Source organism: Ancalomicrobiaceae bacterium S20 (assembly GCA_040269895.1).
Lineage (GTDB): Bacteria > Pseudomonadota > Alphaproteobacteria > Rhizobiales > Ancalomicrobiaceae > Methyloraptor > Methyloraptor flagellatus.
Map to the genome: position 1 here is coordinate 55,000 of CP158568.1, position 17,572 is coordinate 72,571.

The following is a 17,572-nucleotide window of genomic DNA, read 5'->3' on the forward strand; positions in this document are numbered from 1 at the left end:
TGTGCGCGCTTGCGGCGACGCCCTGTTCACGCTCTAACTTGCCCAAAAGGACCAGAGTTTTCAGGGGGACACGTTCATGGCTCACGACGCTTCGCCGGCACGCGCCAACTGGTACGAGACCGATCTCGACAAGAACCCGGCCAACTACCAGCCGCTGACGCCGCTGACCTTCCTGGAGCGGTCGGCAAAGGTCTTCCCCGACCAGACCGCGATCATTCACGGCAACGCCCGCACCAGCTACGCCGACCTCTATGCGCGGGCGCGCCGGCTCGGCTCGGCTCTCGCCAAGCGCGGCATCGCCAAGGGCGACACCGTCTCCGTCATGCTGTCGAACACGCCGCCGATGCTCGAGGCGCACTATGGCGTGCCGATGTGCGGCGCGGTGCTCAACACGCTGAACACCCGGCTCGACGCGGCGATCATCGCCTTCTCGCTCGATCACGCCGACGCCAAGGTCGTGATCACCGATCGCGAGTTCGCCAAGACGGTCAAGGAGGCGCTGGCGCTCGCCAAGGTGAAACCGTTCGTCATCGACTACGACGATCCCGAGTTCCCGCAGACCGGCGAGATGCTCGGCGAGATCGAGTACGAGGCCTTCATCGCCGGCGGCGATCCGGACTACGCCTGGATGATGCCCGAGGACGAGTGGAACGCCATCAGCCTCAACTACACCTCGGGCACGACCGGCAATCCGAAGGGCGTCGTCTATCATCATCGCGGCGCGGCGCTGCTCGCGCAGGGCAACGTCATCACCGCTTCGATGAAGAAGCACCCGGTCTATCTCTGGACCCTGCCGATGTTCCATTGCAACGGCTGGTGCTTCCCATGGTCGCTGTCGGTGGTCGCCGGCACGCATGTCTGCCTGCGCTGGGTGCGGCCGAAGGCGATCTGGGACGCGCTCGCCGATCACGGCGTCACCCATCTCTGCGGCGCGCCGATCGTCATGTCGACGATCCTCAACGCGCCGGAGGCCGACAAGCGGTCGTTCCCGCAGACGGTCGAGTTCTTCACCGCCGCGGCGCCGCCGCCGGAGGCGACGCTCGCGGCCATGGCGGCGGCGGGCTTCAACGTCACCCATCTCTACGGCCTGACCGAGACCTACGGGCCGGCGGTGGTCAACGACTGGAAGGCCGAGTGGGATGCGCTCGACGGTCCGGCGCGGGCGGCCAAGAAGGCGCGGCAGGGCGTGCGCTATGCCGCGCTCGAAGGGCTCACCGTCATGGACCCGATCACCATGGAGCCGGTGCCGGCCGACGGCGAGACGCTCGGCGAGGTCATGTTCCGCGGCAACGTGGTGATGAAGGGCTATCTGAAGAACCGCAAGGCCTCGGACGAGGCCTTCGCCGGCGGCTGGTTCCATTCGGGCGACCTCGGCGTCATGCATCCGGACGGCTACATCCAGCTCAAGGATCGCTCGAAGGACATCATCATCTCCGGCGGCGAGAACATCTCCTCGATCGAGGTCGAGGACACGCTCTACAAGCATCCGGCGATCCAGGCCGCCGCCGTGGTCGCCAAGCCGGACGAGAAATGGGGCGAGACGCCCTGCGCCTTCGTGGAGCTGAAGCCCGGCGCGGAGGATACGACACCCGAGGAGATCATCGCCTGGTGCAAGACGCACCTCGCCTCCTACAAGTGCCCGCGGCTGGTCGTGTTCACCGAGATCCCGAAGACGTCGACCGGCAAGATCCAGAAGTTCAAACTGCGCGAGCTGGCGAAGACGGTGTGAGCGGGAAGCCGCAACGGCGGTCCGGGCATCGAGCCCGACTGCCTGTCTGTGGGCTCGAAAAAGCAGAACGCCGCGGGGCTGCCGCGGCGTCGTTTCTGTGCGATCGATCGTTCGATCCATGTCTTGCGGGGCTTGATACGCCTGCCCCTGTTTCAGCCTGACCGGATCACGCGGGGCGTTTCGGCCTCTCCGACGACCCTTCGCGCGGCCAGTGGCTGCAGGGGTCAGTGGATCGTTGCGTCTCTCAGCTTGGTGATCTGTTCCTTGAGCTGGAGCTTGCGGCGCTTCATGTCGGCGATTTCGAGCGAGTCGGCACTGGGATGAGACACAGCTTCACGAATCTGGGCTTCGAGGGCCGCGTGGCGGCGTTCGAGTTCCGCAACATGCGATTCGATGGACATTGCTCAAGCCTCCCTGTTGCTTGACGACAGAAGCATGACACATCGTTCGTGTCCTGCAACGGGAAAGGTGGGGGCAGCCCCTTTGCCGGCCAAGCTCTCAGTTAACAAATTGGTGACGGCTCGCACGATCGTGCGGGGGGCGTTAGCAAAACTGTCGAGCGCTTGCGCAAGGCCCTGCCAAATCGTCCACGATGGGTTATGCTCACGACCGAGAGAGGCGCCGCTGCGGCATGCACCGGGCGATTCTCAAGCCCCCGGCTTCCGGTCGCGGACCTCAGCGTTCGTGACTATCGGTCGTCAGTCAGTTCTCGGTGGTTTCAGTTCTCGGTGGTTTCCGGTGCCATGACGGAAGACGAATTCAAGGAAATTCATAGCGAACTCGTGCGTCTCCGCCAGGAACACCGCGATCTCGATGCCGCCATCGACGCGTTGATCGACAGTGGACGCGGCGACCATCTGACCATCCAGCGCTTGAAGAAGAAGAAGCTGGTGCTGAAGGATCGGATCACCCATCTCGAGGACAGCCTCGTCCCCGACATCATCGCGTGATCGTCGGTCGTCCGTAGCTCGACCGTCGCGACCCTTCGATGCGGACGTCAGCCTTCGTAACGCGGGCGTCGGCTGTTCTTGTCGGCGTACATGGCCTTGTCGGCCCGCGCGAGCACGGCGGCGGCAGTGTCGTCCGGGCCGATCTCGACTGCGCCGATCGAGGCGCCGAGGCGGGCCGGTCCGCGGCGTGTCGCGATCGGTTCGGCGGTGATCGCGCGGATCAGCCGCTCGGCCGTCATCCGCGCGCGCGCCTCGTCGGAACGCCAGAGCAGCGCGGCGAATTCGTCGCCGCCCAGGCGGCCGACGATATCCGAAGTGCGCAACGCGCCCGTCAGCCGCTCGGCGAGCTTGGCCAGCGCCGCGTCGCCGGCGGAATGGCCGAACTGGTCGTTGACCGTCTTGAAGCCGTCGAGGTCGATGTAGAGCAGCGACGTCACCATGCCGTAGCGGCGCGACAGCTGGATCGCGCGCTCCAGTTCCTGCAGGAAGCCGCGGCGATTGAGCAGGCCGGTCAGCTCGTCGGCATGCGCGATCGCCTCCAGTTCGAGGATGCGCCGGTCGCGCGAGGCGATGCCGGCCCTGAGACGCGCGATGGTCGCCCGCAACAGCGCGGGATCGTCACCGTCGAGCGGCGGCTCGGCGGCGTCCATCCCCTCGAGGAGGCGTACGGGCGTCAAACTGTCGGCGTCATAAGACGTATCGCGCTCGGTGTTCATTGCCGGCGGCCATGTCTGGGGGAAAATCGCGGGGGAGCAAGGGCCCGTCACCACGGTCTCCCGGCCCGTGACGTCGGCGTGTCCCTCGCTATTGCGCAGGTGTTTAGCAGGATCTTCGCCTTGCGCCAACGGGGGCTATCTTCTATATCGCGCGCTTTCCCGGCGGATGCCCGGGCAGGCGGGGGTGGAGATGGCCGATCCGACGGTACCGGTCGCGATCATCATGGGCAGCCAGTCGGACTGGGAGACCATGCGACACGCGGCGGAGACGCTGGACGCGCTCGGCGTCGCCTTCGACGCGCGGATCGTCTCGGCGCATCGCACACCCGAACGGCTCTATGACTTCGCGCGCGGCGCCAAGGCGGCCGGGTTCAAGGTCGTGATCGCGGGCGCCGGCGGCGCGGCGCATCTGCCGGGCATGACGGCGGCGCTGACGCCGCTGCCGGTGTTCGGCGTGCCGGTCGAATCGAAGACGCTCAAGGGTCAGGACAGCCTCCTGTCGATCGTGCAGATGCCGGCCGGCATTCCGGTCGGCACGCTCGCGATCGGCAAGGCCGGCGCGGTCAATGCCGCGCTGCTCGCCGCCGCCGTGCTCGCGCTCGGCGATGCCGCGCTCGCCGAGCGGCTCGATGCCTGGCGTCTGCGCCAGACCGATACCGTCGCGGAGAAACCGGCCGACCATGTCTGAGACCAAGACCATCCGTACCGTCGGTATTCTGGGCGGCGGCCAGCTCGGCCGCATGCTGGCGCTCGCCGGAGCCCGTCTCGGTCTCGCCTCGGTGGTGTTCTGCCCCGACGAGGCGAGCCCGGCCTTCGACGTCGCGCGCGAGGCCTTCATCGCCGACTACGACGACGAGCAGGCGCTCGCGGATTTCGCCGCCTCGGTCGATGTCGTCACCTACGAATTCGAGAACGTGCCCGCCGCCACCGCGGCCTTCCTGGAGGCGCGCGTGCCGGTGCGTCCGGGCCGTCTCGCGCTCGAGACGTCGCAGGACCGTCTGACCGAGAAGACCTTCCTCTCCGGTCTCGGCATTCCGACCGCGCCGTTCCGCGCCGTGCTCGACAAGGCCGAACTCGCGGCGGCGCTCGAGGAGATCGGCTATCCGGCGATCCTGAAGACCCGTCGCTTCGGCTATGACGGCAAGGGCCAGGTCAAGATCCGCGGTCCGCAGGACGTCGACACCGCGATCGAGGCGATGCGCGGCGCGCCGGCGATCCTCGAGGGTCTGGTGCCCTTCGCGCGCGAGATCTCGGTCATCGCCGCCCGTGGGCTCGACGGCACCTCGATCACCTTCGACGTGCCGGAGAACGAGCATCGCGACCACATCCTGAAATTCTCGCGCGTGCCGGCCGACATCTCCGAGCCGACGGCGGCGGCGGCGCGGGCGATCGGCGCCAAGGTCGCCGAGGCGCTCGACTATGTCGGCGTCGTCGCGGTCGAGCTGTTCGTGGTCGAGGGCGCCGACGGCGAGACGCTGGTCGCCAACGAGATCGCACCGCGCGTGCACAATTCCGGTCATTGGACCGAGACGGCCTGCGTGATCTCGCAGTTCGAGGCGCACATGCGCGCGGTCGCCGGCCTGCCGCTCGCCGCGCCGACGCGGCACTCCGACGTGGTGATGGAGAACCTGATCGGCGACGATGTCGCGGCCGTGCCGCGCATCCTCGCCGAGCCGGGCGCGAGCCTGCATCTCTACGGCAAGTCCGAGGTGCGCGCCGGCCGCAAGATGGGTCACGTCAACCGGATCACGCCGCGACGGGTCTGAGCTTCGGCCGCAAACCCTCGAGCCGCTTCGCCGACCGGTCATCTGCCGGCGAAAATGGCGGAATGTAGCCATTTCGGGCAGGGTGTCCGGTGGACTCCTTTCGGATTTCTGCTATCTTACCAGGGCTTGCCGACGGATTGCGCGTCATGGTGGCGAGGATCGCCCTCGGGCCGACGTCTCGCTGTGATCCCGGACTTCGTGGGGCTTCGGCCGGACGGACCTCGGGTGTCGCCGGCCTCTGGTCCCTTCGGGTTCCGGCCTCGCCGCGTTCGACCGGTCGGAAGCATCGTCCGACCATCGATACGGGATCGAGCGCGTGCAGGTACTCGTTCGCGACAACAACGTCGATCAGGCGCTCCGCGCCCTCAAGAAGAAGATGCAGCGCGAAGGCATCTTCCGCGAAATGAAGCTCCGTGGGCATTACGAGAAGCCCTCGGAGAAGAAGGCCCGTGAGAAGGCGGAGGCCGTCCGCCGGGCGCGGAAGCTGGCCCGCAAGCGGGCCCAGCGCGAAGGCCTCGCCGCGGTCCACGTGCCGCGTGGGTGAGCGGCCGGTGGGTCTGTTCCTGTCGTCTCCGCCTCCAATGCGTGCGGCAGGCTCGGCTCTCAGGCGAGCCACGGGCGATGCCGCGCGCGGCCTGCGTCGGCCGGGGTGCCGGCGATCACCGGCAATGATGCCGCGTTCCTCCGAACCGCCACCGATCCATTGTCATCGCCGGGCTTGATCCGGCAATCCCGTGCGTCGGGCCTCTTCGCACGTTTGGATTTCTGCACGCTTTGGTTCTGCCTTTTGAGGCGCTGCCGCTCTGGATGCCCGGGGCGAGCCCGGGCATGACAAGGCGCAGGCATGGGGGGCTCAGGTCGGGTTGGGACGGCCATCAAGCGGCCGCGTTCGACGCGGGCCGGGGCATCACGGCGGAACGTGGACGCCCCCCTGTCGAGACCCAATGCGTGATTTCCTTGCGGCGCCCCGGAAAATCCGTATTCCTCAGGCAGTCGCAAGGGGCGGGTGCGGTTGCGATGGACGGCGCGGCGCGGTAATGCCGGGCCAGGGGACAGTCCGATGCCGCAACGCGAACGTGGCCGTGCCATGTCAGCCGATCCGTCAAGACCACGAGGTCCGAAGAACACGATGACCGCTTCGCCCAAGCCCGTTTCGGGCCGTCTCCGCTTTGCCGTTTCGGCCTCGGCCGTCGTCCTCTTCGCCGGCCTCGTCGCCGGCTGCGCCGGGACGGTCGGCGGCGGCGGTGGCGGAGGCTATGCTCCGGTCGAGGGTGACGGCGGCGTCGGCTCGCAGGCGAACATCGCCTCGCTGACCGAAGTGGTCCGTGCCAATCCGCGCGATCCGGGCGCGCTCAACATCCGCGGCGCCGCCTATGCCCGCGCCGGCGACACGCGGCTCGCGCTCGCCGATTTCGATGCCGCCATCCGGCTCGATCCGAACTTCCATCAGGCCTACGCCAATCGCGCGCTGGTGTTTCGCCAGCTCGGCCAGCTCGACAAGGCGCTCGCCGACTACACGCGCGCGATCGAGATCAACCCGTCCTACGATCAGGCCTATGTCGGCCGCGGCAACGTGTTCCGTCAGCTCGGCCAGCTCGACCGCGCCTACGCCGACTACAGCCAGGCGATCCAGCTCAATCCGCAGAGCCCGGCCGCCTACCACAATCGCGCCATCGTGCAGCAGGCGCAGGGCAACAGCCAGGGCGCGCTGAAGGACTATTCCTCGGCGATCGAGCGCGACGCCTCCGCCGCCGAGCCGTTCAACGGCCGGGGCATGATCAAGCTCGCCGGCGGTGACGCCAAGGGCGCGCTCGACGACTTCAACGCCGCGCTGAACAACAACCGCAACTTCGGCGAAGCCTGGCTGAACCGCGGTCTCGCCCAGGAAATCCTCGGCGACAAACAGGACGCGCTCGCCGCCTGCCAGCGTGCCGCGTCGCTCGACACCAACAACCAGAACGCCAAGGAATGCGTCCGCCGCCAGGGCGGGCAGACGTTCTGATCGGCAGAGCGCCGAGTGCTTTGACGTGCGGTCCCGGTCTGCGTCAAAGTGGTGTAGAGCCCGACGTCGCCGGGCGGGGCGGTGAGTGAATACTGTCCGGCTCGTCCTCTACCTGCGTGGCAGATTTCTTCTTTTTCCAAGCATCGCCGATGCCCTGGCGTGCCGGATATGAAGCCGTCCCGACCGCATCGATCAACTTGCCGATCAGATTGTCACGAATGGACTCGACCTTGATCTTGTCGAAACCGGTATTGGTGACGTCATCGAGCCCGAATATATCGCGAAGGTCTTTTACTGGTATCTTGCCTTCGCTAATGAGGGCGAGCCTCACGTACCTGAGAGCGTGGCGGCGGTGCAGCAGGATCGTCGATTCCCTGAAGCATGAATTCGCGTTGGCCGCGAGGATATAGCTGATACCCAGAACGATGCCTCCGGCGGTGATTCTCTTTATGAGTATCAAGATGAAATTGTATAGTTCGTTTGTAAATGGGGCTTCGATTCGCGGGGAAGGCAGTGCAAGGAAAAGGTATCCGGCGAACGCAATCGATATTGTCATGCAAAATGCGAGCGATATCATTCCAAGGGTGAAGTAACTATTCGCTCGTTGCGTCAGCTTTCGATGAGCCTTCTCAATTGCTATGTCGACGAGTAGCGCCTTGTGATTGAGGTTGTCATTCATGAAGGACGAGAGTGCCTGGATCGTCTTGTATCGGGCGCTCAGTTCGTCGGTGATGTCAGGCTATTGGTTCTTGTCGGCCGCTGGCGGATCTCTGTCGAGAATGCGGATCATCAGGGGTCTCGCTCCGTTCATGCCGTGAGCGATGTTAGCTCCCCGTTCTGCGTCCTACGATTGTGGTTCTACGTAACTCTTTGTTCATCGCCGACCGGAGCGTTCTGGTGGGGCGCCTCGTCAAGAAGCAACACCCTGCCTCGCGCGCTTCCTCCGACGGTCGGTTGCCTCCCAGGAAGAGGCGCTGGTCGATCGGCTGCGGCCGTCTGCGTTCGGCAGGTTGCACTCTCGCAATGCAGTATGCTGCCTCGTTCCTCACATTCCAGAATAATGCAGTCCGTCTTGTCTAGGTATTGCGCTCCAATACCCATGATTGTTGATGGGTGAATTTGCTGTCCTATGCACGGCATTGGTGCGCCGTTTCTTGGCTTCGGCATACTGTGCCGTTTCTTTATCCGATAACGGAGTTTTTCTCTCTTTTGGTCCTCCAGCGAGGCGCTGTCAGCTTCGTCGTCACGTTACTGTGACGGGCAAGGCGCGGTGGTGGTCCGCGCGCTTCAGGAAAGGACTGCGGGATGTTGCTCCGTTCTACGCTTCTTCGTCGGTTCGCGCTGGTTGTCGGTCTGGCCGCAGCGGTGCCTGCGCAGGCGGCCGAGGTCCTCAAGGTCGGCTCGACGCCGACCGGCATTCCGTTCACCTTCCTCGACACCAAGACGAACACGATCCAGGGCGTCATGGTCGACATCATCAACGAGGTCGGCAAGGAGACGGGCTACACGATCCAGATCGAGCCGATGGCGTTCTCGGCGCTGATCCCGTCCTTGACCTCCAACAAGATCGACGTGATCTCAGCGGCCATGTTCGCGACCGAGAAGCGCAAGGAGATCATGGACTTCACCGACACGGTCTACGGTTACGGCGAGGCCATGGTGGTCGCGAAGTCCGACACCAAGGCCTACAAGGAACTCGCCGACCTCAAGGGCGAGACGGTCGGCGCCCAGGTCGGCACCGCCTTCGTCGACCCGCTCAAGAACGCCGGCGTGTTCGCCGAGGTGAAGGTCTACGACACCGGCCCGGACATGATGCGCGACGTCATGAACGGGCGGATCAAGGCCACCTTCATCGACTATCCGGTCATCGCCTATCAGATGGGCCAGGGCCAGTTTCCGACCCTGCGCATCGTCACCGATTACAAGCCGCTGGTGAACGGCCAGATCGGCATCGGCCTGCGCAAGGGCGACGACAAGCTGCCGAAGTTCAATGCGGCGATCGCCAAGATCAAGGCGGACGGGCGGCTGGCGGCGATCATCAAGAAGTGGGGCCTCTGAGGGCGTAGCCCGATGCGCGCGGCCGCCTGCCGGCCGCGCGCCGATCCGATCTTGATCCGCCGCGTGTCGGGAGAAGCCGCTTGGAATCCTTTGTCAAAGACGCCGTCGAGTTCACGCCGATCTTACTGCAGGGCCTGTGGCTCACGATCGCGGTGACCATCGGCTCGCTGATCCTGTCGACGGTGCTCGGCCTCGTCTGGGCGCTGATCCGCGTCGGCGGCAACCCGGTCCTCGGCCGTGCCGTGGCCGGGCTGATCAACGTGATCCGCGGCGTGCCGATCATCGTCCAGCTGTTCTACATCTACTTCGTGCTGCCGGATTTCGGCATCGCGCTGACAGCGCTGCAAGCCGCGATCATAGGCCTCGGCATCGCCTATTCCGCCTATCAGGCCGAGAATTTCCGCGCCGGCATCGAGGCGATCGATCAGGGTCAGCTCGAGGCGGCGCAGTCGATCGGCATGGGCTGGTGGCTGACCATGCGCCGCGTGGTCCTGCCGCAGGCGGCGCGGATCGCGCTGCCGTCCTATGGCAACACCATGATCATGATCCTCAAGGACAGCTCGCAGGCCTCGACCATCACGGTCGCGGAACTGGCGCTGCAGGGCAAGCTGATCGCGGCCTCGACCTTCAAGAACGCGTCGGTGTTCTCGCTCGTCGCGCTGATCTATCTGGTGATGTGCGTGCCGCTGATCCTGCTCGTCGGGCGGCTCGAGAAGCAGGGACGCAAGGGGGACCGGCGATGATCGAACTCGACGACCTGCACAAGAGCTACGGCCCGGTCGAGGTCATCAAGGGCCTGTCGGCCAGCGTCTCCAAGGGCGAGGTGGTGTGCCTGATCGGGCCGTCGGGCTCGGGCAAGTCGACCGTGCTCCGCTGCATCAACGGGCTGGAATCCTATCAGGGCGGCGAGATCCGCGTCGAGGGCAAGCGGGTCGACCGCGCCAAGCCGTCGATCGTCGATGTGCGCGTCCATGTCTCGATGGTGTTCCAGCGCTTCAACCTGTTCCCGCATCGAACGGCGCTCGAGAACGTCGTCGAGGGGCCGATCTACGTCAAGCGCGAGCCGGCCGCCGAGGCGCGGGCGCGCGGGATGGCGCTGCTCGAGCGCGTCGGTCTCGCCGACAAGGCCGGCTCCTATCCGCATCAGCTTTCGGGCGGCCAGCAGCAGCGCGTGGCGATCGCCCGCGCGCTCGCCATGCAGCCGAAGGCGATCCTGTTCGACGAGCCGACCTCCGCGCTCGATCCGGAACTGGTCGGCGAGGTGCTGTCGGTGATGCGGTCGCTGGCGGCGGAGCACATGACGATGATGGTCGTCACCCACGAGATCGCCTTCGCGCGCGACGTCGCCGACCGGGTGCTGTTCCTCGACGGCGGCCGCATCGTCGAGGAGGGCGTGGCGCGCGAAGTGCTGACCAAGCCGCGGCACCCGCGCACCAAGGATTTTCTGCGCCGGGTGCTGGAGCACGTCTGAGCGGGCGGGGGCCCGTAAGACGACATCCCGGCAAGCAATCGACCACAAAGCAGAAAGGCCGCCCGGTCGCCCGGACGGCCTTTCTCTTTGCATGTGTGATGGAAGTGGCCTCAGCCGAGGTTCTTCACCACCTCTTCGGTGACCTTCTTGGCGTCGCCGAACAGCATCATCGTGTTGTCGCGGAAGAACAGCTCGTTCTCGACGCCCGCGTAGCCCGAGCCCATGCCGCGCTTGATGAACAGCACGGTCTTGGCCTTCTCGACGTCCAGGATCGGCATGCCGAAGATCGGCGAGGCCGGGTCGGTCTTGGCCGCCGGGTTGGTCACGTCGTTGGCGCCGATGACGTAAGCCACGTCGGCCTGCGCGAACTCGTTGTTGATGTCCTCGAGCTCGAACACCTCGTCGTAGGGCACGTTGGCCTCGGCGAGCAGCACGTTCATGTGGCCGGGCATGCGGCCCGCGACCGGGTGGATCGCGTATTTCACCTCGACGCCCTCGTGCTTCAGCTTGTCGGCCATTTCGCGCAGGCTGTGCTGGGCCTGGGCGACCGCCATGCCGTAGCCCGGCACGATGATGACCTTCGAGGCGTTCTTCATGATGAAGGCCGCGTCTTCGGCCGAGCCCTGCTTGACCGGCCGCGCCTCCTTGGCCCCGCCGGCCGCCGCGGCGGTCTCGCCGCCGAAGCCGCCGAGGATGACCGAGATGAAGCTCCGGTTCATGCCCTTGCACATGATGTAGCTGAGGATCGCGCCCGACGAGCCGACCAGCGCACCGGTGATGATCAGCGCCGAGTTGCCGAGCGTGAAGCCGATGCCGGCCGCCGCCCAACCCGAATAGCTGTTCAGCATCGACACGACGACCGGCATGTCGGCGCCGCCGATCGGCACGATGATCAGGCCGCCGAGCACGAGGCTGAGCAGCGTGATCAGCCAGAACAGCGCATGGTTCTCGGTGCGCACGAAGGCGATGATCAGGATCACCAGCAGGATCGCGAGACCGCCGTTGATGATGTGGCGCGCCGGCAGCAGGATCGGCTTGCCCGACATGTTGCCGTTGAGCTTGGCGAAGGCGATGACCGAACCGGTGAAGGTGATCGCGCCGATGGCGACGCCGAGCACCATCTCGACCAGCGAACCGCCATGGATGTGGCCGATCGTGCCGATGCCGAAGGCCTGCGGGGCATAGAGCGCGCCGGCGGCGACGAACACGGCGGCAAGGCCGACCAGACTGTGGAAGGCCGCGACCAGCTGCGGCATCGCGGTCATGGCGATCTTGCGGGCGACATAGGCGCCGAAGCCGCCGCCGATGCCGAGACCGAGCACGATCAGCGCCGCCGAGCCGATCGAGGGCCGGGCCGCGATCAGCGTGACGACGATGGCGATGGCCATGCCGACCATGCCGTAGAGATTGCCCTGACGCGAGGTTTCAGGGCTCGAAAGGCCGCGCAAGCTCATGATGAACAGGACGGCGGCGACCAGATAAAGCGTCGCGGCGATGTTGGCACTCATGGATCCGTCCTCCTCACCGCTGCTTCTTCTTGTACATGGCGAGCATCCGGCTGGTCACGAGGAACCCGCCGAAGATGTTCACGCTCGCCATGATCAGGGCCAGGAAGCCGAAGATCCGCGCCGCGATCGGCGTCGAGCCGTCGGCGAGCACCGGAACCGCGACCGACAACAGCGCGCCGACCACGATGACCGACGAGATCGCGTTGGTGACCGACATGAGCGGCGTGTGCAGCGCCGGGGTCACCGACCACACGACGTAGTAGCCGACGAAGATCGCCAGCACGAAGATCGACAGGCGGAACACGAAGGGGTCGATCACGCCGCCGGACGCGGCATGGGCCGCGGCGGCCGCGCCGTCGGCGATGGTGTCGATATTGGAGAAATGCGCGGACGCGGATGCGGCGTTGACGGCCTCGTGGGCCTTGTTCGCCGCAAGCGTCGCGGCATCGGCGGCCTGGCGGGCCTGCTCGATGGCGCGGATAGCGGTATCAGCCATGGTTCAAGCCCCTCTCAGTTCGCCAGCGCCGGATGGACGATCTGGCCGTCCTTGGTGACCAGCGTCGCCTTGACGAGTTCGTCCTCGTAATTGACCGCGAGCTTCTTCTCTTGTCTGTCGACCAGGGTCTCCAGGAAGGCATAGAGGTTGCGGGCGTAGAGCGAGGAGGCGGAGGCCGCGATGCGGCCGGCGACATTGAGGTGGCCGACGATCTTGACGCCGTTCACCTCGGCGATCTCGCCGGCGACCGCGCCCTCGACGTTGCCGCCACGCTCGATCGCGAGGTCGATCAGCACGGAGCCCGGCTTCATCGAGGCGACCATCGCCGCGGAGACGAGCTTCGGCGCCGGACGGCCGGGGATCAGCGCGGTGGTGATCACCACGTCCTGCTTCTTGATGTGCTCGGCGACGAGCGCGGCCTGCTTGGCCTGATACTCGGCCGACATCGGCTTGGCGTAGCCGGCCGCGGTCTCGGCCTGCTTGAATTCCTCGTCCTCGACGGCGACGAACTTGGCGCCGAGCGATTCGACCTGGTCCTTGGCGGCCGGGCGCACGTCGGTCGCGGTCACCACGGCGCCGAGGCGGCGGGCGGTCGCGATCGCCTGCAGACCGGCGACGCCGGCGCCCATGACGAAGACGCGCGCGGCCGGAATCGTGCCGGCGGCGGTCATCATCATCGGGAAGGCGCGATCGAAGGTCGCGGCCGCGTCGATCACGGCCTGGTAGCCGGCGAGGTTCGCCTGGCTCGACAGCACGTCCATGACCTGGGCGCGGGTGATGCGCGGCATGAACTCCATCGAGAAGGTGGTCAGGCCCTTGGAGGCCAGATCCTGCATGGCTTCCTTGGCGCCGTAGGGATCGAGCATGCCGATCACCAACGCGCCGGCCGGGTAGGCGGCGGCTTCCTCGGCGGTCGGCCGGCGGACCCGGAGGATCACGTCGGCGCCGGCCGCCGCGCTCGCCGCATCGGCCGCGATGGTCGCGCCGACGGCTTCATAGTCCGCATCCGGAATGCGGGACTTGGTGCCGGCTCCGGTCTCGACGGTGACGTCGAAACCGAGTGCCTTCAGCTTCTTCACGGTCTCGGCCGTGGCCGCGACGCGACCCTCGACCGGATCGCGTTCCATAGGGACCGCAATCTTCATGGGTTGAACCCCCTCGATGCCTGGAGTGGGCAGCGTCCTTGCCGCCGAGATGCGCTCTCATGCCGCTTATCGCGGACTCTAGAGCCCGAGCGCTCGAAGGTCTCGCCGGCGGCTGCCTGTGCTGCCACGGCGCCGACCCGTTCCGGCGCCGGCGAGACCGGTGTTGCCAAGGGCGGCTGGAGGCCGCCTTCGGTCCAAGAGCGGCTGGAAGCCGCCTTCGTCGTCCATCTTGCCTGTCGAGTCGGCGGCCCCTCGCCGCGGTTCGGCCGGGCGCTCTTCTTCAGAGCAGGAAGGCGGCCATGAGCGCGAGCAGGACGACGAGCGAGATCGTGCCCCATTTCGTCAGGCCGACGAACATCTTGTAGGTGCGCTCGTGTTCGGCGTAGTCCATGGTCGGATGATCGGCCATCGGCGTGTCCTTCCTTGTTGGTCCGTTCGATCGGAACTCGACGGCGTCTTTATAGGAGAGAAGCCGATACGCGGCAACGCACACTCTGCCCGGATTGCGGGCGTGCCCATTGTCCATTAGGTTGATTTTTCGCGCCCCGGAGCGGTGTCCGGCGGGCGCTCAGCCGGCCAAGCCGGCGCCGATCAGAGCCTCGGACTGCCGTTTGGTCAGCTCCGTGCGATCGAAGGCCTCGATCTGCTCGTTGAACAGTCGGTAGAAATTCAGTTCCGCATCGAGATGCAGGAACACGCCGCCGAGGCCGATCGCCGCCCTGTCCATGAACACGAATTCGCGCGGTACCGTCACAGGCCCCCTGGCCTTCAGCGCCGCCGCGACGCGCGAGGCTTCCTTGCGACCATATTCCGCAGGCGAGACGCCGTCGGCGATCCGCCGCACGCGGTCGGTCAGGAGCGGTCCGTAGATGAAGCGCGCCCAGATGTTCAGGATGTCGACCAGTTCGTTGTCGAGGCCGCGGAAGCCCCAGCGCTCGTAGGCCGCGACGATGCGGTCGCGGTCGTCGGCGAGCAGGCCGCGATAGAGTTCGATCACGCCTTCGACGAAGGCGGGCGGGAAGATGCGGATGCAGCCGTAGTCGAGCAGGTTGATGCCGGCCGGCGCACCGTCCTCGGCGAAGACCGTGTAGTTGCCGAGATGCGGGTCGCCGTGGATGACCCCGTAGTGCGAGAACGGATACCACCAGGCGCGGAACATCGCACTGGCGAGCCGGTTGCGGATCTCCTGGGGATCGGCCTTGTGAGCGAGCAGCGGGCCGCCGTCGAGCCAGGTCATGGTCAGGAGGCGCTTCGTCGATAGCGCCTCGATACGCTCCGGCACGCGGATCAGCGGGTCGTCGCGGAAGATCCCGCCATAGAGCCGCATGTGCCGGCCCTCGCGCGTGTAGTCGAGTTCCTCGCGGATGCGGTCGCCGATCTCCTGCCTGATCTCGGACGTATCGATCGCCGGCCGCATGCGGGCGTGCATCGAAAACAGCAGGCCGAGCTGCGACAGGTCGGCCTCGACCGCCGATTCCATGTCCGGATATTGCAGCTTCACTGCCAGCCGCTGACCGTCGAGCCCGGTCGCCTTGTGAACCTGGCCGAGCGAGGCGGCATGCGAGGGCTGCGTCTCGAAGCTGGCGAAGCGCTTCTCCCAGCCGATGCCGAGTTCGGCGATCATGCGCCGCTTGACGAAAGCCCACCCCATGGGGGGCGCGTCGGACTGCAGGCGCATCAACTCGGCCGCCCACTCGGGCGGCACGGCGTCGGGGATGGTGGCGAGCAGCTGCGCCACCTTCATCAACGGGCCCTTCAGCGTGCCGAGGGCACTGGCGAGCAATTCGCCTTCCTTGCGGAGGTCCGCCTCGCCGAAGAGCCGCGCGCCGGCGATCCGCGCCGCGGTCGCCCCGACCCCGGTGCCGACACGCACATAGCGGCCGAGCCGGCCGGAGAGGCGGTTCTTCTCGTCGTCGGACGCCATGGGGCAGGACCTCGGGATAGGGCCGGATGAGCGGGGGCTCGGACAGCCTTCACATAGGCCGTCCGAGCCCCCGATACGAGCCCCGATACGCCTCCTGAGCGATCGTGGATCGGTCGGGAGGCACCGGCGTACGACCGCGCTTGTCAGTCCTCGTGAAAGCCGGCCGGGTAGGTCGGGCGCTCATCGATCCGGTCCCGAACCCATTGGGCCAAGCCTTCCTCGGGCAGGGAGCCGGCCGCGAGGTTCTGCATGGCGACCACAGCCTCGGCTTCGGGCACGATGAAATCGACCCCGTTCAGACCGAGAAAGGTCACGAGAGCCAGCAGTGCTGCACGCTTGTTTCCATCCACGAAGGGATGGTTGCGCGCCAAACCGAAGGCATATGCCGCAGCGAGATCGGCCAGGTCGACCTCGCCATAGGCGTATTTGTTGAGCGGGCGCCCGAGCGCGGATTCCAACATGCCGACATCCCGGATCCCGGGCGGTCCCCCGAAACGAGCCAACTGCTCGTCGTGGATGGCCACGACGAGATCGGTCGTCAACCAAACGATCTCGGTCATTTGGCCAGCTCCCGGAGAGCATTCTCGTAGGTCTTCATCGCCTTGCGGGCGATCTCCATGCCGCGCTCGAACTGGTCGTCGCGTTTGGCCAGCACGATCTTGCCATCGGGCTGCTTGCTGACATGCAGGACGTCGCCCTGGGCCAGATTGAGATCCTGGAGCAGCTCCTTCGGCAGGATCAGGCCCGTCGAATTGCCGATCTTCTTGACTTCGAGCTTCATGACAGCACCTCGTGTTGTACGAAACGTATAACGGATCGGGTCGTTATACGCAATGTACAACACGCGTGGTGCTGCGTTCGGACAACCAAATCGTGAACTTGCGCTCAGGCCGAGACGGGTGTCGCGGCTTCCTCTGCGATCTCCGCGAGCCGGGCGGCGATCGCGTCGCGGTGCTCGGCGAGCGCCTTGTAGCGGAGCTGGTCCTCCGAAAGCATCAGCACCTGATCGCGCAGGCCCGCGGCCATGCGCGCGCCCTCCGGATGGGTGCGGAACTCGGCGATCGGGTCGGTCGCCACCTTGATCGTGAACAGGATGTCGCCGGTGCCGGGCAGACGGCGCAGCGTCTGGCGCTCGATGCGGATGAAGGCCTCGTCGTCGCGACGGCCGAACCAGTCGCGCGGGCGGGCCTTCGATTCCGGGTGATGCAGCACCGGGTCGGGATAGATCGACCAGTTCCAACGCCAGACCGGCAGTTCGGTCTTCAGCGCGGTGAAGATCCGGTTCATGCGCGCGCCCATGCCGTCGGCATAGCCGGGCACGGCCACGTGGATGCCGTCGAGGTTCTGGCCGAATTTTTCACGCAAGGACCAGGCTGAAGGAAAGCAGAGCGCGGCGGCGATCAGGCGATAGCCGTTGTCGCTCGGCCCCATCAGCACGAGGTCTTCCTGCATCAGCCGCGATGCGACGAGGAAGGGTGCCTCGTCGGCGTCGAGGGCGACGCGGCGGGTGCCGTCGATGACGATCGTCGCGCCGTCGCGCCGGTATCGCTCGGGAAAATGCGCCAGGAGATGCGCGACGACGAGGTCGAGCACTTCCCGCTGCGAGGCGCGTGTATCGGGCTCTTCGGCGAAGACGATATCGCGCTTCTCGGCGAGAAGTGCGTCCTTCTCGGCGAGATCGGTGAGCAGCCGCTCGTCGGGCAGCAGCCAGTCCTTCAGGTCGAGCGGGGTCAGACCGATCGAGAAGGGCTTGTAGGCGGTGGCATAGGGCGCGTGCGCGAAGGCGGGCATGACGGCTCTCTGGCTC

General features: G+C 66.2%; 20 protein-coding genes. 9 read left to right on the plus strand and 11 right to left on the minus strand.

Features of this window, described 5'->3' with window-relative positions; translation table 11 throughout:
* The first annotated feature begins 76 nt into the window (after positions 1–76).
* Positions 77–1,729, plus strand: a complete 1,653-nt coding sequence (locus ABS361_00260) for an acyl-CoA synthetase (protein ID XBY44781.1) — start codon at positions 77–79, stop codon at positions 1,727–1,729.
* 224 nt (positions 1,730–1,953) lie between these two features.
* Here ABS361_00260 and ABS361_00265 read toward each other — a convergent pair whose 3' ends face one another.
* Positions 1,954–2,130 (minus strand): DUF465 domain-containing protein, encoded by a 177-nt coding sequence (locus ABS361_00265; protein ID XBY44782.1) that lies wholly within the window; start codon positions 2,128–2,130, stop codon positions 1,954–1,956.
* A 342-nt stretch (positions 2,131–2,472) separates the two neighbouring features.
* Here ABS361_00265 and ABS361_00270 point away from each other — a divergent pair, with 342 nt between their 5' ends.
* Positions 2,473–2,679 (plus strand): DUF465 domain-containing protein, encoded by a 207-nt coding sequence (locus ABS361_00270; GenBank protein XBY44783.1) that lies wholly within the window; start codon positions 2,473–2,475, stop codon positions 2,677–2,679.
* Positions 2,680–2,726: 47 nt separating this feature from the next.
* Here ABS361_00270 and ABS361_00275 read toward each other — a convergent pair whose 3' ends face one another.
* Positions 2,727–3,524, minus strand: a complete 798-nt coding sequence (locus ABS361_00275) for a GGDEF domain-containing protein (protein XBY44784.1) — start codon at positions 3,522–3,524, stop codon at positions 2,727–2,729.
* A 61-nt stretch (positions 3,525–3,585) separates the two neighbouring features.
* Here ABS361_00275 and purE point away from each other — a divergent pair, with 61 nt between their 5' ends.
* From purE to ABS361_00295, 4 genes are all read left to right on the plus strand, one after another.
* On the plus strand, positions 3,586–4,083 hold the full coding sequence (gene purE / locus ABS361_00280; protein ID XBY44785.1) for a 5-(carboxyamino)imidazole ribonucleotide mutase: 498 nt from the start codon (positions 3,586–3,588) through the stop codon (positions 4,081–4,083).
* Positions 4,076–5,161 (plus strand): 5-(carboxyamino)imidazole ribonucleotide synthase, encoded by a 1,086-nt coding sequence (locus ABS361_00285; protein XBY44786.1) that lies wholly within the window; start codon positions 4,076–4,078, stop codon positions 5,159–5,161. Before purE ends, ABS361_00285 begins: the two co-directional genes overlap by 8 nt.
* Before the next feature lie 316 nt (positions 5,162–5,477).
* Positions 5,478–5,705 (plus strand): 30S ribosomal protein S21, encoded by a 228-nt coding sequence (gene rpsU, locus ABS361_00290; protein ID XBY44787.1) that lies wholly within the window; start codon positions 5,478–5,480, stop codon positions 5,703–5,705.
* 585 nt (positions 5,706–6,290) lie between these two features.
* Complete coding sequence (locus ABS361_00295) at positions 6,291–7,163, plus strand: tetratricopeptide repeat protein (protein ID XBY44788.1); 873 nt, start codon at positions 6,291–6,293, stop codon at positions 7,161–7,163.
* Between the two features lie 43 nt (positions 7,164–7,206).
* Here ABS361_00295 and ABS361_00300 read toward each other — a convergent pair whose 3' ends face one another.
* Complete coding sequence (locus ABS361_00300) at positions 7,207–7,842, minus strand: hypothetical protein (protein ID XBY44789.1); 636 nt, start codon at positions 7,840–7,842, stop codon at positions 7,207–7,209.
* 626 nt (positions 7,843–8,468) lie between these two features.
* Here ABS361_00300 and ABS361_00305 point away from each other — a divergent pair.
* The 3 genes from ABS361_00305 to ABS361_00315 all read left to right on the plus strand — a co-directional run bounded on the left by ABS361_00305 (position 8,469) and on the right by ABS361_00315 (position 10,692).
* Entirely contained in the window at positions 8,469–9,221 is a 753-nt protein-coding gene (locus ABS361_00305) for an ABC transporter substrate-binding protein (protein XBY44790.1), read from the plus strand.
* Between the two features lie 80 nt (positions 9,222–9,301).
* Positions 9,302–9,964: an amino acid ABC transporter permease gene (locus ABS361_00310; protein XBY44791.1), complete on the plus strand. Its 663-nt coding sequence runs from the start codon at positions 9,302–9,304 to the stop codon at positions 9,962–9,964.
* Positions 9,961–10,692 carry an amino acid ABC transporter ATP-binding protein gene (locus tag ABS361_00315; GenBank protein XBY44792.1) on the plus strand — a complete coding sequence of 244 codons (732 nt, stop codon included), beginning with the start codon at positions 9,961–9,963 and terminating at the stop codon, positions 10,690–10,692. The genes ABS361_00310 and ABS361_00315 overlap by 4 nt, the downstream gene beginning before the upstream one ends.
* Before the next feature lie 110 nt (positions 10,693–10,802).
* Here ABS361_00315 and ABS361_00320 read toward each other — a convergent pair whose 3' ends face one another.
* The 8 genes from ABS361_00320 to ABS361_00355 form a co-directional block, all read right to left on the minus strand.
* Positions 10,803–12,200: an NAD(P)(+) transhydrogenase (Re/Si-specific) subunit beta gene (locus ABS361_00320; GenBank protein ID XBY44793.1), complete on the minus strand. Its 1,398-nt coding sequence runs from the start codon at positions 12,198–12,200 to the stop codon at positions 10,803–10,805.
* A 13-nt stretch (positions 12,201–12,213) separates the two neighbouring features.
* Positions 12,214–12,696 (minus strand): proton-translocating transhydrogenase family protein, encoded by a 483-nt coding sequence (locus tag ABS361_00325; GenBank protein XBY44794.1) that lies wholly within the window; start codon positions 12,694–12,696, stop codon positions 12,214–12,216.
* Between the two features lie 14 nt (positions 12,697–12,710).
* On the minus strand, positions 12,711–13,841 hold the full coding sequence (locus ABS361_00330) for a Re/Si-specific NAD(P)(+) transhydrogenase subunit alpha (GenBank protein XBY44795.1): 1,131 nt from the start codon (positions 13,839–13,841) through the stop codon (positions 12,711–12,713).
* 280 nt (positions 13,842–14,121) lie between these two features.
* Positions 14,122–14,250, minus strand: a complete 129-nt coding sequence (locus tag ABS361_00335) for an aa3-type cytochrome c oxidase subunit IV (GenBank protein XBY44796.1) — start codon at positions 14,248–14,250, stop codon at positions 14,122–14,124.
* A 159-nt stretch (positions 14,251–14,409) separates the two neighbouring features.
* On the minus strand, positions 14,410–15,765 hold the full coding sequence (locus ABS361_00340) for an AarF/UbiB family protein (GenBank protein XBY44797.1): 1,356 nt from the start codon (positions 15,763–15,765) through the stop codon (positions 14,410–14,412).
* 143 nt (positions 15,766–15,908) lie between these two features.
* Entirely contained in the window at positions 15,909–16,325 is a 417-nt protein-coding gene (locus ABS361_00345) for a type II toxin-antitoxin system death-on-curing family toxin (GenBank protein ID XBY44798.1), read from the minus strand.
* The gene (locus ABS361_00350; protein XBY44799.1) at positions 16,322–16,546 is read right to left on the minus strand and encodes an AbrB/MazE/SpoVT family DNA-binding domain-containing protein; all 225 of its coding nucleotides are present in this window, start codon (positions 16,544–16,546) and stop codon (positions 16,322–16,324) included. Before ABS361_00350 ends, ABS361_00345 begins: the two co-directional genes overlap by 4 nt.
* A gap of 104 nt (positions 16,547–16,650) precedes the next feature.
* A complete protein-coding gene (locus tag ABS361_00355) occupies positions 16,651–17,556 on the minus strand; it encodes a DUF3445 domain-containing protein (GenBank protein ID XBY44800.1) in 906 nt (301 codons plus the stop codon).
* Positions 17,557–17,572 lie beyond the last annotated feature (16 nt).

Bases quoted from the DNA above. Each gene is read 5' to 3' on its own strand.
- ABS361_00260 (XBY44781.1), top strand. From the start codon at position 77: ATGGCTCACGACGCTTCGCCGGCACGCGCCAACTGGTACGAGACCGAT.
- ABS361_00265 (XBY44782.1), bottom strand. From the start codon at position 2,130: ATGTCCATCGAATCGCATGTTGCGGAACTCGAACGCCGCCACGCGGCC.
- ABS361_00270 (XBY44783.1), top strand. From the start codon at position 2,473: ATGACGGAAGACGAATTCAAGGAAATTCATAGCGAACTCGTGCGTCTC.
- purE (XBY44785.1), top strand. From the start codon at position 3,586: ATGGCCGATCCGACGGTACCGGTCGCGATCATCATGGGCAGCCAGTCG.
- ABS361_00285 (XBY44786.1), top strand. From the start codon at position 4,076: ATGTCTGAGACCAAGACCATCCGTACCGTCGGTATTCTGGGCGGCGGC.
- ABS361_00295 (XBY44788.1), top strand. From the start codon at position 6,291: ATGACCGCTTCGCCCAAGCCCGTTTCGGGCCGTCTCCGCTTTGCCGTT.
- ABS361_00300 (XBY44789.1), bottom strand. From the start codon at position 7,842: ATGAATGACAACCTCAATCACAAGGCGCTACTCGTCGACATAGCAATT.
- ABS361_00305 (XBY44790.1), top strand. From the start codon at position 8,469: ATGTTGCTCCGTTCTACGCTTCTTCGTCGGTTCGCGCTGGTTGTCGGT.
- ABS361_00315 (XBY44792.1), top strand. From the start codon at position 9,961: ATGATCGAACTCGACGACCTGCACAAGAGCTACGGCCCGGTCGAGGTC.
- ABS361_00320 (XBY44793.1), bottom strand. From the start codon at position 12,200: ATGAGTGCCAACATCGCCGCGACGCTTTATCTGGTCGCCGCCGTCCTG.
- ABS361_00325 (XBY44794.1), bottom strand. From the start codon at position 12,696: ATGGCTGATACCGCTATCCGCGCCATCGAGCAGGCCCGCCAGGCCGCC.
- ABS361_00330 (XBY44795.1), bottom strand. From the start codon at position 13,841: ATGAAGATTGCGGTCCCTATGGAACGCGATCCGGTCGAGGGTCGCGTC.
- ABS361_00335 (XBY44796.1), bottom strand. From the start codon at position 14,250: ATGGCCGATCATCCGACCATGGACTACGCCGAACACGAGCGCACCTAC.
- ABS361_00340 (XBY44797.1), bottom strand. From the start codon at position 15,765: ATGGCGTCCGACGACGAGAAGAACCGCCTCTCCGGCCGGCTCGGCCGC.
- ABS361_00345 (XBY44798.1), bottom strand. From the start codon at position 16,325: ATGACCGAGATCGTTTGGTTGACGACCGATCTCGTCGTGGCCATCCAC.
- ABS361_00350 (XBY44799.1), bottom strand. From the start codon at position 16,546: ATGAAGCTCGAAGTCAAGAAGATCGGCAATTCGACGGGCCTGATCCTG.
- ABS361_00355 (XBY44800.1), bottom strand. From the start codon at position 17,556: ATGCCCGCCTTCGCGCACGCGCCCTATGCCACCGCCTACAAGCCCTTC.